Annotated in this window: 15 protein-coding genes and 1 other annotated feature; of the genes, 1 reads left to right on the top strand and 14 read right to left on the bottom strand. The window is 38.3% G+C overall.

All coding sequences use genetic code 11. From position 1 onward, the window contains the following. Window positions 1–108 precede the first annotated feature (108 nt). The 3 genes from pheT to J2S77_RS10985 form a co-directional block, all read right to left on the bottom strand. Window positions 109–2,538: a phenylalanine--tRNA ligase subunit beta gene (gene pheT / locus J2S77_RS10995; RefSeq protein WP_306977313.1), complete on the bottom strand. Its 2,430-nt coding sequence runs from the start codon at window positions 2,536–2,538 to the stop codon at window positions 109–111. A gap of 16 nt (window positions 2,539–2,554) precedes the next feature. Then, window positions 2,555–3,589, bottom strand: a complete 1,035-nt coding sequence (pheS, locus tag J2S77_RS10990; protein ID WP_306977312.1) for a phenylalanine--tRNA ligase subunit alpha — start codon at window positions 3,587–3,589, stop codon at window positions 2,555–2,557. 346 nt (window positions 3,590–3,935) lie between these two features. Continuing rightward, window positions 3,936–4,688, bottom strand: coding sequence for a TrmH family RNA methyltransferase (locus tag J2S77_RS10985; protein WP_306977310.1), 753 nt, complete (start codon window positions 4,686–4,688; stop codon window positions 3,936–3,938). 98 nt (window positions 4,689–4,786) lie between these two features. Between J2S77_RS10985 and sspI the strand changes: the two genes are divergently transcribed. Continuing rightward, window positions 4,787–4,999 (top strand): small acid-soluble spore protein SspI, encoded by a 213-nt coding sequence (gene sspI / locus J2S77_RS10980; protein ID WP_306977308.1) that lies wholly within the window; start codon window positions 4,787–4,789, stop codon window positions 4,997–4,999. A 313-nt stretch (window positions 5,000–5,312) separates the two neighbouring features. Here sspI and J2S77_RS10975 read toward each other — a convergent pair whose 3' ends face one another. The 11 genes from J2S77_RS10975 to J2S77_RS10925 all read right to left on the bottom strand — a co-directional run bounded on the left by J2S77_RS10975 (window position 5,313) and on the right by J2S77_RS10925 (window position 12,882). Then, a complete protein-coding gene (locus tag J2S77_RS10975) occupies window positions 5,313–6,305 on the bottom strand; it encodes an ABC transporter substrate-binding protein (RefSeq protein ID WP_306977306.1) in 993 nt (330 codons plus the stop codon). A gap of 17 nt (window positions 6,306–6,322) precedes the next feature. Further along, the gene (locus J2S77_RS10970) at window positions 6,323–7,081 is read right to left on the bottom strand and encodes an ABC transporter permease (RefSeq protein ID WP_306977304.1); all 759 of its coding nucleotides are present in this window, start codon (window positions 7,079–7,081) and stop codon (window positions 6,323–6,325) included. Further along, entirely contained in the window at window positions 7,065–7,853 is a 789-nt protein-coding gene (locus J2S77_RS10965) for an ABC transporter ATP-binding protein (RefSeq protein ID WP_306977302.1), read from the bottom strand. Before J2S77_RS10965 ends, J2S77_RS10970 begins: the two co-directional genes overlap by 17 nt. Before the next feature lie 192 nt (window positions 7,854–8,045). Beyond that, window positions 8,046–9,131, bottom strand: a complete 1,086-nt coding sequence (locus J2S77_RS10960) for a M42 family metallopeptidase (protein WP_306977300.1) — start codon at window positions 9,129–9,131, stop codon at window positions 8,046–8,048. A 76-nt stretch (window positions 9,132–9,207) separates the two neighbouring features. Then, window positions 9,208–9,696 (bottom strand): dUTP diphosphatase, encoded by a 489-nt coding sequence (locus J2S77_RS10955; RefSeq protein ID WP_306977299.1) that lies wholly within the window; start codon window positions 9,694–9,696, stop codon window positions 9,208–9,210. A gap of 32 nt (window positions 9,697–9,728) precedes the next feature. Next, window positions 9,729–10,301: a TVP38/TMEM64 family protein gene (locus J2S77_RS10950; RefSeq protein ID WP_306977297.1), complete on the bottom strand. Its 573-nt coding sequence runs from the start codon at window positions 10,299–10,301 to the stop codon at window positions 9,729–9,731. Between the two features lie 67 nt (window positions 10,302–10,368). After that, a complete protein-coding gene (locus J2S77_RS10945; protein WP_306977295.1) occupies window positions 10,369–10,626 on the bottom strand; it encodes a DUF1294 domain-containing protein in 258 nt (85 codons plus the stop codon). 62 nt (window positions 10,627–10,688) lie between these two features. Further along, the gene (gene rplT, locus J2S77_RS10940) at window positions 10,689–11,045 is read right to left on the bottom strand and encodes a 50S ribosomal protein L20 (protein WP_306977293.1); all 357 of its coding nucleotides are present in this window, start codon (window positions 11,043–11,045) and stop codon (window positions 10,689–10,691) included. 45 nt (window positions 11,046–11,090) lie between these two features. Next, window positions 11,091–11,288: a 50S ribosomal protein L35 gene (rpmI, locus tag J2S77_RS10935; protein WP_167260664.1), complete on the bottom strand. Its 198-nt coding sequence runs from the start codon at window positions 11,286–11,288 to the stop codon at window positions 11,091–11,093. 42 nt (window positions 11,289–11,330) lie between these two features. Then, a complete protein-coding gene (gene infC / locus J2S77_RS10930) occupies window positions 11,331–11,834 on the bottom strand; it encodes a translation initiation factor IF-3 (RefSeq protein WP_306977291.1) in 504 nt (167 codons plus the stop codon). Between the two features lie 87 nt (window positions 11,835–11,921). Continuing rightward, window positions 11,922–12,074, bottom strand: a sequence feature (ribosomal protein L20 leader region). A gap of 613 nt (window positions 12,075–12,687) precedes the next feature. Beyond that, window positions 12,688–12,882: a hypothetical protein gene (locus J2S77_RS10925; RefSeq protein WP_306977289.1), complete on the bottom strand. Its 195-nt coding sequence runs from the start codon at window positions 12,880–12,882 to the stop codon at window positions 12,688–12,690. Window positions 12,883–13,035: the final 153 nt, after the last annotated feature.

Genomic DNA, 13,035 nt, shown 5'->3' with positions numbered 1-13,035 from the left:
AATACTCTCCTCCTGGTAATCGTTTTTGTGGTTGAAAACATTGTACCATGTGGAGAGGAAAATGACCCTTTTTACACAATTATATGGACTCTATCAAATTGTTGAAATTTATCCACGTAATATAGCATTGTATTCTGCTTGTAAGTGCTCAACAATATTAGTTCGTGCCTGGTCTATTTCTTCGTCTGTCAACGTTCTTTCTTGATGCTGGAATATTAAGTTGAATGCAACTGATTTCTTACCAGTTTCCATGTGTTCACCTTCGTAAACATCAAAAACGCGCACAGACTCTAAATGTGGTTGACCTTTTTCCTTAATAGCTTCTGCAAGCTCTGCAGCAGGAGTTGATTGATCGACTACAAATGCTAAGTCCTGTGCAATCGCTGGGTATTTCGTGATTGGCTTGTAGCCAGCTTGTGTATTCGTGACATCTAATAAGGCATCTAAATTCACATCAAAAACATACGTTTCTTGCAAGTCATGTTCTTTTTGGACAGTTGGGTGAACTTGCCCAACGTAACCAATCACTGTCTTGTTCAATTCAATCAATGCAGTACGACCAGGATGCAAGTCATCGATCTCACCTTGTTTGAATTCTATACCGTCAATTGCTAAATAATCGAATAACCCTTCTAATATGCCTTTTAAAACAAAGAAGTCAACTGATTTTTGAACGCCTTGCCATGGGTGATTTTTCCACACTCCAGTTACAGCAGCAGCTAATCTTAATCTTTCATTTGGTTGTGTCCCTTCACCTTCTGTTTGAGTGTAAATAGATCCTAATTCATATAGACCTACATTGTATTGGTTACGAGCAACATTATACTGTAAACTCGATAACAATTCAGGAACAGCACTCAAACGTAAATGACTGTGCAGATCACTCATAGGCATCGCCAATTTAACAGGTGAAACGTTTAACTCACGTACATCGGGACTTATGAAGTGTTGAGCTTTCGTTTCTGTCGTTAATGAGTACGTGACTGATTCATATAAACCACTTGCTTGTAGATAATCATGAACAGCTCGCAATTGTTTCTGTTTTGACGTTAAACCACCTTGATCCATTTCACCAATTGGCAATGTGAACGGAATATTGTCGTAGCCATATAGTCGAGCAATTTCCTCTAACATATCTTCTTTAATGACAATGTCGTGACGACGTGGAGGTGCTGTAACTGTAATCGTTTCACCATCCACCTCATAATCAAACTGCAATCTCTCAATAATTTGAGTCATTTCTTCTAAGGAGATGTCAGCACCAATTCGTTTGACCATTTCAGTTTTTGTAAAGGAAATGACATAAGGCGTCCAGCTTGTTGAGCCTGCTTCAACAATATCACCTAAAACTTGGCCTCCACCTAATGAGGCTAACAGTTGTGCTGCACGGCTTGCGGCTTCTTTCACGCGTGTAATATCTAATCCTTTTTCGTAACGGACACTCGCTTCACTACGGATTCCGTGATCTTTTGAACTTTGTCGAATCGTTTGGGGATCAAAATATGCCGCTTCAAGTAAAACCGTTGTTGTGTCATCTTGTACTTCAGACTTTTCACCACCCATGACACCTGCAATGGCATGCGGTTCTTCCCCGTTTGTGATCACGAGATGATGACTTGATAATGTCCGCTCTTCTCCGTCTAGTGTTTGAATCGTTTCACCTTCTAAAGCCAGGCGCGTTAAGACTTGATTAGAACCGAAACGATCATAATCAAACGCATGAAGCGGTTGACCGTATTCAAGTAAAATAAAGTTCGTGACGTCAACAACATTATTAATTGGACGGATACCAGCACTAATTAAACGATTTTGTAGCCAAAGTGGTGACGTTGTAACCGTTAAGTCTTTAATAACCCAAGCGCCGTAATATGGATTGGCCTCTTCATTCGCAATTGTGACATCCACATAATCACTCGATTGTTCTTGAGCTTGATCCACTTCACTATTTGGTAGTTCAATTTCATGATCATACATAGCTGCAACTTCGTAAGCCATCCCTAATATACTGAGACAATCTGAACGGTTTGGAGTCACATCAAACTCTATAATCGCATCATCCAAATTAAGAAGTGGAGCCGCTAATTGGCCTGCTTCGACACTTTCATTAAAGACATAAATCCCTTCTTTATAATCATCAGCGATATATTTCTCATCAATCCCTAATTCTTGTAATGAACAAATCATCCCTTCTGATGATTCACCGCGCAGTTTAGTTTTCTTAATCTTAAAGCCACCAGGTAAGACAGCACCTGGTTTTGCTACGACTACATGTTGTCCACTTGCGACATTGTCTGCCCCACAAACAATCTGTGCAATCTCACCATTACCAACATCGACTTGGCAAAGATTTAATTTGTCAGCGTTAGGATGTTGATCACATGCGGTAACGTAACCAACGACCAAGTCATCACTCACCAATGTAGGTTCAAAGACTTGTTCCACTTCTACACCTGTTTTCGTAATATCTTCAGCTAATTGTTCTGTTGAAACATGATCTATATCGACATACTGTTTTAACCAATTTGTTGAAACTAACATCAATTCATTCCTCCTCTTATACCTGATGGAATTGCTTTAAAAAGCGGACGTCATTCGTGTAGAAATGACGGATATCTTCAATGCCATGTTTTAACATGGCAATTCGCTCTGGTCCCATACCAAAAGCAAAGCCAGAATATTTTTCTGAATCGAATCCAGCCATCTCTAAAACATTTGGATGAACTAAGCCGGCACCTAACATTTCAATCCAACCTGTATGTTTACATACAGAACAACCATGTCCGTTACACATTTTACACGAAATATCCATCTCTACTGATGGCTCTGTGAATGGAAAATAACTTGGTCTCAGACGGATATGGCGATCTTCTCCGAATAAATGTTTTGCTAAAGTATTAAGGGTTCCTTTTAAATCACTCATGCGGATATTCTCATCCACATAAAGCCCTTCAATTTGTGTAAATTGATGAGAGTGTGTGGCATCATCTGTATCACGACGGTAGACCTTCCCAGGGCAAATGATTTTGACTGGACCACGGCCTTCATGTTTATTCATGGTTCTCGCTTGTACTGGAGATGTATGGGTACGCATCAGCAATTCTTCAGTAATATAAAATGAATCTTGCATATCACGCGCTGGGTGGCCTTTTGGTAAATTAAGAGCTTCAAAGTTGTAGTAATCTGTTTCGACTTCTGGGCCTTCAGCCACTTCATACCCCATGCCTGTAAATAAATCTTCAATATCACGAATGACATTCATAAGCAGATGTGAACCACCTACTTGAGCAGGTTTACCAGGCAACGTTACATCAACTGTTTCTTCTTTAAGCTGCTGTTCTAATGCTACTTGTTCAAGCGTTTCTTGTTTCGTATCTAAAGCTTCAGTAATAGCATCACGAATCTCATTAGCTAATTGACCAATAACAGGCCTTTCTTCATTGGATAGTTTGCCCATGCCTTTCAATACTTCAGTGATTTGGCCTTTTTTACCTAAGTACTTAACGCGTAGATCTTGTAGCGTTTTTGAATCTTTTACATCTTCTATTTGTTGCAATGCTTCTTCCTTGATCGATTGCAAACGTTCTTTCACGATTAACGCCTCCTTATTTAACTCAGTCAGTTTAATGACAATAAAAAAACGCCCCTTCTCGACGAAGGGACGTGTTATAAACCGTGTTACCACCCTAATTGATATACTTATGTATACCCACTTCATTAAGTTAACGAGAGTTGTCCTCCCGGGTTACTATTACTTACATAATGTAAGGTCCAAGCACCAGCTCCTGAGTGAAATTCATTACACCGTACGTATCGGAAGCTTCCAGTCTTTGACTCCCGTCCCTAACAAACGTATTCTTCGGTGAATTACTTAACTCATTCATTGCTTTTATTCATTTACTTCTAACGAATTATTATAATTAATTTTTATTTATTTTTCAAGTCAATTGTTGAAAGTGATATAAAACAATACTAGAAGCGATAGCCACATTTAGCGATTCACTTTGTGATGCTATTGGAATATAAAGCGAATAATCAGCTTGTTGAATTAATTCTGGGCGAACGCCATTCCCTTCATTTCCCATGATGACCGTATATGAATTGCCACCTTTTACATCATGTAAAGGCAGGGCTTGCTGGTCTAATGCTGTGGCATAAACAGGAATTTGGTGTTGCTTGCTATAATCAATCCAGTTCAAAATCTCATCACGGATAACAGGCATATGAAATAAGGCACCTTGTGTCGCTCGTATAACTTTGTGATTAAATACATCAACTGTACCTTCACCTAAAACAATCAGGTCAATTTCAAATGCTAAACCACTACGAATGATGGTCCCAAGATTCCCTGGATCTTGAATGCCGTCTAAACAAAGAATTTTTCGTGGTGCAGTTGGTATGGATTGTTCTTGGGGCTGTTCAACCACAGCAATAATCCCTTGATTTGTTTCTGTTTGGGATAATTCACTAAATACGTCTTCAGTTACGACAACATGTTCATAGGTTTTCCATATTTGTGGCAATTCGATCGATTCTTTAATAATCAATTCATTTACATGCCAATCACTTTTAAGGACTTCTTCTACTGAATGCCATCCTTCTACAAGGGCTTGCCCTTCTTGGTCACGATATTTTCGTTTATGTAGTTTTTTCCATCGTTTAACACGGTGATTTTGCTTTGATTCAATCATGATTCATGAACGCTCCTTATAGTTTCTATTTTATCATACATAATTATAAAGTCATTGGTTAAACTACCATTAGATTACATTGCGATGAGGTGGTTAGAATGGATTTAAATTTACGACAAGCTATTAAAAATAATATCGCCGGACACAACGAGGATCAACTGGAAGCTACAATTGCAGAAGCGGTTGATAGTGGTGAAGAAAAGATGTTGCCTGGTTTAGGCGTGTTATTTGAAATGTATTGGCAACAAGCTTCTGAAGACGAAAAAGAAACCATGTTACAAACATTAGAACAAGAAGCAGGAAAATTATAAGAACTGTCATTATAAAAATTCCCCGATCACAAAATAGTAATCGGGGAATTTTTGTTAATTAAGTCTAATTATGTTTAATTGATTGAGCAGTTAGTTGTTGAATTGTGAGGAGCGAAGGTGGCGACTCCTGCGGGAATAGCACGAGTCTCGAGACCCCCAGAGGGCCACAGGATGTGGGTCACTTCGGCGTTCGGACAGGACGTCCGGCATTTAGCCGAAGTTCCTTCAGTTGCCGAGGAGGCTCGAGCCGTGCCCGCGGAAAGCGTCCACCGAAAGCGGATCACAATTTCAACAACTTCTTTTAGCAAACTTCTTAATTAATAAATTCCTTATTAACCAAACCTTCTAGGTCTTGTTGTTCATCTAAAAAGCCCAAGTCATAAGATGAATCAATGAAATCTTGTAATACTTGTTGGTCAACTTCGTATGAGAATTCAATACGTTCCCAAGCGTTATCGATTACAGATCGGGATAATTCTTGATCCGTAATATCTTTTATCTTCTTAATCGCAATTGATTTCGCTTCATCTGGATTATTTTGAATAAATTCAGTTGCTTGTTTGTGTGCATCAACAATGTTCTGAACTTTTTCTGGCTCATTGTCGACTAAATCTTGCGATGTTACGAAAACTGCTGCTGGCAATGTTTCACCATAAGCTACTTCAGGTGTATCAACCAACACTTGACCCGTACCTTCTTCTTCAATTACGGAAGCCCAAGGTTCAGGTACTGTCCCGACATCGACTTTTCCTGTTTCAAACATACTTGCATATGTGGCAGGTTTACCCGTTACATGTTTCATTTCGCCACCTACACGGTCAGATGTTAATCCGTATTCTTCTTTCATCATCGTTTCAAATTGGACATCATGTGTACAGCCAACTCTCGGCGAGATAAATGATTTCCCAGCTAGGTCTTCAGGTGATTCGATACCTGCATCATTTCTGGCCATAATAACCGTACCACCTTTAGAACCCGCTCCGACAATATTGATGTCAGCGCCACTTGCGAAGTGATTCATTGCTGGACCTGGTCCGACTAAACCACCTTCAATTTCTCCCGTTTCAACTGCAGTCATAAACGCCGATCCATCAGGAAAATATTGATAATTAACTTCAGTACCATCAGGCAATGTTTCTGAATATAACTCTTGTTCTTCGGCAACCATTCCAGCTACATGGTTAATATTTGGGAAATACCCAATTGTAATTTCTTCTGACTCACTGCCTTCTGCAGAAGAACTACCACATGCTGTTAATAAGGCCCCTACTATTAAAATGACTGAAAACAACACAAATTTTTTCATACTTCGATCAACCTTTCTTATGAATTTAATAAACCCCATCGTTTCATCACATTTCGTTCTAATTTTGAAAAGACTAGCTGGTCTACGACAGCACCAATGACCCCAATAATAATGATAATTCCTATGACTTGATCCATACGTGCGTAGTCTTGGGCGAAACTGAGTGAGTAACCCAGTCCTGGACCATTACTCAAAAATTCCCCCGCCATTAGAGCACGCCAACTAAAAGCCCACGCAAGACGAACACCTTGGATGAAATAAGGAATACTAGCTGGAATCTCAACACGGTAAAAAAGTTCAAACCCTCGGGCATCCATTGTTCTAGCTGCTCGTAAGAATTGAGGTGGAACACTATGAATCGCTGAACGAACATTAAGTGCCATGACAAATGTTCCGCCAACAACGACAACGAAAATAACAGCAAGCTCACCAAATCCGAATAATAGGATGGCTAGAGGAACCCACACAATACTCGGGATACTTTGAAGAGCAATTAAATACATGCCAGCCGTCTCATCAGCTTGCTTCGACTTTCCTAGAATCACGCCTAGCAATGTTCCAATTAATATGGATAAAGATAAACCGATGATTAAATGTTTAAAACTAGCGCCTAGGGCTGTTAATAAGTCACCTTGTATAAACCCATTTATTAAAGTATCAAATACTGTGATTGGCGAAGGAACGATATAATCTGGATAAAAATTCGCTAAGTGAATCCCTTCCCAAAGACCTAAAATGACAATGATGAATAATAAACGTTTAATCGCGATTTTCATAGTTTAACTCTTCCTTTAATACTTTATTGATTTCAACCTCAAGCAGACTCATGATTTGTTTTTCATATTGAATCACGTCTGGATGATCTCGATGTCTTGGTCTCGGAATATCGATAGAATAATCCGCAATAATTTTTCCAGGACGTGTACCCATGACAACCACACGATCAGACAATTTCACAGCTTCCTGAATGCTATGAGTTACGAAGAGAATAGTTTTCTGAGTCTCACGCCATATGGTCATTAGTTCATCATGTAAAATATGACGCGTTTGTTCGTCTAATGCGCCAAATGGTTCATCCATTAATAACACCTTAGGATCCATTGCTAAAGCCCGAGCAATAGCAACACGCTGTTGCATGCCGCCAGACAATTCATAAGTATAATGCTCCTTAAAACGACTTAGATGAACCATTTTCAAAAAATCATTTGCTCTCTTCTGAGCCTCAGCCTTGGAATACATATGTTTCAAAGGAAAAGTCACGTTTTCTTGAACATTCAACCATGGAAATAAGGAAGGCTCTTGGAAAACCATGCCCCGGTCAGGACCAGGTGAATTAACCTGTTCTCCCTCTAATTTCATCTCGCCTTCTGTCAAACTTTCCAGGCCAGCAACCATAGCCAATAATGTTGACTTCCCACAACCAGAAGGACCTAATATCGAAACAAACTGATTTTCTTCAATAGATAGGTCAATATCAGAAAATACTTCAAATGCTCCTTGTTTTTCTCCTGTGAATGTCTTTGCAACATCCTTAAGCTCTAAAAACACATTTATCACCTATTTCTTATAATCCCTATAAACTTAATCGGAATTTAGCTTACAATAATATATTATATAAGGAGGAACATAAATGTGTCAATAAAGTGTGAAAATGTTTTAAGAATTCCATATAAAATACTCCTGATTAAGTAGAGTATTCACTACTTAATCAGGAGTATAGTAACTGATCTTAATTATTAATTAACCAAAAGTGATTTTTTCAACAGTATCTTGGTCAAGTTTCTTTATAACCTCTACGATTAATTTAACCGCATTCTCATAATCATCACGATGCAACATAGCAGCATGAGAATGAATATAACGCGTTGGCACTGTGATTGATAATGAGGGTACACCGTCAGCTGTTAAGTGAATTGAACCTGAGTCTGTTCCCCCACCAGCTAGAGAATCATATTGGAATGGAATATCTAATGATTCAGCTGTATCAACAACAAGATCACGCACACCTTTATGAGAAATCATCGATGCATCATATAAAATGATTTGCGGGCCATCGCCTAATTGCGCAGCAGCTTCTTTATCAGAAACACCTGGCATATCACCGGCAATACCAACATCCACACCAAAACCAATGTCTGGTTTAATGGAATGAGCTGATGTACGTGCACCGCGAAGACCAGTCTCTTCTTGCACTGTACCGACACCATAAACTTCATTCGGGTGATCTTCACCTTTTAATTGCTTCAAGACATCAATCGCAATCGCACAACCAATTCGGTTATCCCAAGCTTTAGCCAGTAGCATCTTCTCATTATTCATCACTGTAAAATCGAAATAAGGTACTATTGAGTCTCCTGGGCGTACACCAAATTCCTCTGCTTCTTCTTTGCTAGACGCTCCGATGTCAATAAACATATCTTTAATCTCAACAGGTTTCTTACGTTGTTCAGCCGTTAAAATATGTGGTGGTTTTGATCCAATGACACCTGTTACATCACCGTGGCGAGTGACAACAGTTACACGTTGTGCGAGCATGACTTGGTTCCACCAGCCACCCAACGTTTGAAAATATAAGAAACCATTGTCATCAATACGTGTCACCATAAATCCAACTTCATCTAAGTGCCCTGCTACCATGACTTTCGGTCCACCAGCTTGGCCAACCTTTTTCGCAATTAAGCTACCTAGATGGTCAGTAGAAACCTCATCACTATAAGGTGATATGTACTTTTGCATGACTTCACGCGCTTCCCGTTCATTTCCGGGAACCCCTTTTGCGTCCGTTAAATCTTTCAACATCTTAAGTTGATCATCTAATTGGGTCAATGTGAGCCCTCCTCTTTTTTTAAAATTTTTTGACACCTTTTTAATTATAACGGAAGTCGTAATATTTCTCAAAAAATTAATAACCTAGATCTTGTCTTTCATGATTTTTTTCATTTTTAGCCAAGTATGCTTGTACAACATCATGAGTCGAGAAAGACAACGCACGACCCAATGCAAGATACTGGTTCATTAATTGGTTATAATTCGTCTGTGTAGGTTCAGTTTTTAATCGTTCAACTTGACTATAAATCGTATGGAAACTATCAGTTAACGACTCAACTTCAACCGATTGTAATGCATTTTGATCAAATTCAATTCCTAAATCCAAGCCTAACGATAGTATGAAATGGATTCCATCAACATATTCTTCTAAAATAACCTCTCGATCACTCGGACCTTTTTGACTCCAATATTTAAAACATCGCGTTTCATTAGCCAATTCGCTTACTTCAACTACTAAAGCTAATAATTTATCATGATAAACTCCCTGACGTGTTTGTGGTATGGAATCCATTATATGCTGATCTAACTCTGCTTGTAATTGGTACAATCGTTTCCAATCCATTAGTTCTCCTCCTAAATAAGTCAACTACTTGGTTAGTTTTTAAATGCAAAGTACTCATCCCATGACCAAATCAATTCTCGCCGTCTTAATAGAAAAAACATCAGCCCTAAAAACAATATAAACCCAACCAAATAAGTCCATTGTAGCGAGTGTAACCACTGACCCAAAGTCGTATAGATAAGCGCTAGTGGCATATTCGTAAAAACTGACAATTTAACATACTCTTTAAAATTGCGAGTTAACTCAATCATAATCAATGAAATTAAATGAAAATGAACAAACGGCGTTAATCGTAATAATACGATTTGAGAAGTCGATAAGGCCTGTAATTTATATTGCATCAAATCTCTTAAGCGATTTAAATAGTGTTGGTCTCTCTTCGAATAGTGCATCATGGCATAGAACGTTACACTAGATAATGTAATTCCAACCCATGAATACAACACACCATGTGTTAAACCAAACAATAAACCACCAGTTATGCATATGACCGTAACTGGAATAAATAGAATCGGGCGAATAATATGGAATAGAATGAACAAAACGGGTGTTACATATGGAATATGTTCTTCCAATTGATTAAACCACGATAATAGTTGTTCCATCTTCAACCCGCTCCTTATCACACACTTTATTATCAGTCTATGACATAAGACGAGCTGTTATGACATGCTAAATCACTAATAATAGCACCATCCATATAATCGTTAATATAGGCATGCCATATTGGAATGAGGTATGTTGGGTTTTATGACGGAAAGTAATCATACCAAACCATGAACCAGGAGCACCGCCAATTAACGCCACTACCCATAAGGTACGCTCTGAAATTCGCCAATGATTTTGTTTAGCATAATATTTATCTAGTCCCATCATGATAAAACCGATGATACTTGATAATATAATTAAAATTATTAAAAAAATGACCATGACAATCGCCTCTTTCATATAGAAAAAGAGCTGCCCTTATTAGGACAACTCTTATGAACCTATTATTTTAAGGCTGCTTTTGCTTGTTCAGCTATTTCAGCAAAACCTTGCTCATCATTAACAGCTAAATCTGCTAGCATTTTGCGGTTAACTTCAATACCAGCAAGTTTTAGTCCATGCATAAGACGACTATATGAAAGATCATTCATACGAGCCGCAGCATTAATACGTGCAATCCATAATTTACGGAAGTCACGTTTTTTCTGACGACGGTCACGGTATGCATACTGACCTGACTTCATGACTTGTTGTTTTGCTGTTTTGAATAACGTTCGTTTCGAACCATAGTAACCTTTAGCTAATTTCAACGTACGCTTACGACGTTGGCGTGTTACATTTCCACCTTTTACGCGTGGCATAAGAAATCCCTCCTATAAAATCTTTCTATTTACACGATCCTTATATTATTTATAAGGCATTAGTTTGTTTAAACGTGCTTCGTCACTCTTATCTACCGTTGTTTGTTTCGCTAAACGACGCTTTTGGTCTTTAGATTTGTTACGGAATAAGTGACTTGTGAACGCGTGAGAGCGTTTGAACTTACCAGTACCTGTTTTCTTAAAACGCTTTTGTGAACTTTTATGCGTCTTCATTTTTGGCATAATAAAATCCTCCTTGAATCAATATTGTCTTGTTTGCTCACTTTATTTTTCATTAATCGGAGCGAGCATTAAGAACATATTACGGCCTTCCATCTTCGGCTTCGTTTCGATTGTGCTGTACTCATTGCAAGCCTCTGCGAAACGCTCAAGCACTTGTTGGCCTAACTCTTTGTGCGTGATCGCACGTCCACGGAATCGAACACTAACTTTAACTTTGTCGCCTTTTTTCAAGAACTTTTGCGCATTACGCGCTTTTGTATTAAAGTCATGATCTTCGATTTGTGGTGTTAGACGGACTTCTTTAACTTGAACCGTTTTTTGATTCTTGCGTTGTTCTTTTTCTTTCTTTTGCTGTTCAAAACGATATTTGCCGTAGTCCATAATACGAGCAACAGGTGGTTTCGCATTTGGCGCAACTAAGACGAGGTCTAAGTTTGCGTTTTCCGCAATGTCTAATGCTTCTTGACGTGATTTAACTCCTAATTGTTCACCATTCACATCAATGAGACGTACCTCTTTGGCACGGATTCCCTCATTAACATTCATATCTTTGCTAATAGTGAGCCACCTCCAAAAAATCTTAAAAATTAAGGCGTTAACCGACAAGTGATGGGTATCAATGTTTGCTTTTTGCACATAAAAAAAGTGTCGGTACACATACTGCACCCACACTACCATATTTCGTCGTTTGATACGCTTTGGACGTATTAAATGCGAAAATTAAGTTACCTGCCAACTGCTTTATTGCGTCGATCAGGTGAGAAGCGGGTGCTTCTACTTGTCATTCGTTCGCCTTATTCAATTACTTTATTAAGTATAACGAGTTGAACAACATCTGTCAACAGTTTTTAAAGGTTTAATTAAAGTCCGTTGTTGATATTGTGATCCGCTTTCGGTGGACGCTTTCCGCGGGCACGGCTCGAGCCTCCTCGGCCCAAAAGCGTGGCCTGCGGGGTCTCGAGACACGTGCTGTTCCCGCAGGAGTCGCCACCTTCGCTTCTCACAATTCAACAACTAAGTGCTTAATCATTAAAATCACCACTAAACTTTAAAAGATCCCCAAATAAAAGTAAGTAGTTCAGTTTTGGAGTACAAACAATAAAAATGCATTTTAAAATGAGTGTTGAGTTGCATAGCAAATTGATGCTCACTTTTTATTGTTATACCAATGTTCAGTTGTATTTTGAGTTGTTATTTACATAGGAAAGTGCATCCCATTTTACAAAAACACAATAATTATTGAAGACTTGCAAAATCACGTGCGGAAACTAATGAAATTTTGACAACAAAAAAGAGCAAAATTCCTTATTGGAAAATGTTCATTCTTCTTCATAATGCATAGCTCTTATTGAACTAAAGCCCGTTACTTTAGGTACAATACTTCACAATTTCTCTTTGTTTAATAAATGCCCGCTGAAGCTATAATTGCTATGCTCCACATAATAAATGTAAAAGACATTGTAAGCCAAACGGTATTAACTGTAGTTTTTTCTTCGTTCTTTATCTTTTTCAGTAATGATACTAAATTCAAACAAAATGTTACACACAATATTGGCATTAAAAACCATCCAACATACCAAGATGCAACCACCATATATTACTCCCCCTTTTTTGAGTTATCCTGCCCGTTAGTTGAATAACGTTCTTTAAATTATTTTAGCCTATAAATGTTATTTGTCTTAAAATTCCCTCAAATTTTATACAATTTGTATTACAAAATACCATGCATTTTAAATAACAATTTCAT

Origin of the sequence: Alkalibacillus salilacus (genome assembly GCF_030812915.1) — a bacterium.
Classification (GTDB): domain Bacteria; phylum Bacillota; class Bacilli; order Bacillales; family Alkalibacillaceae; genus Alkalibacillus; species Alkalibacillus salilacus.
This window is presented reverse-complemented; position numbering and strand designations above follow the sequence as displayed.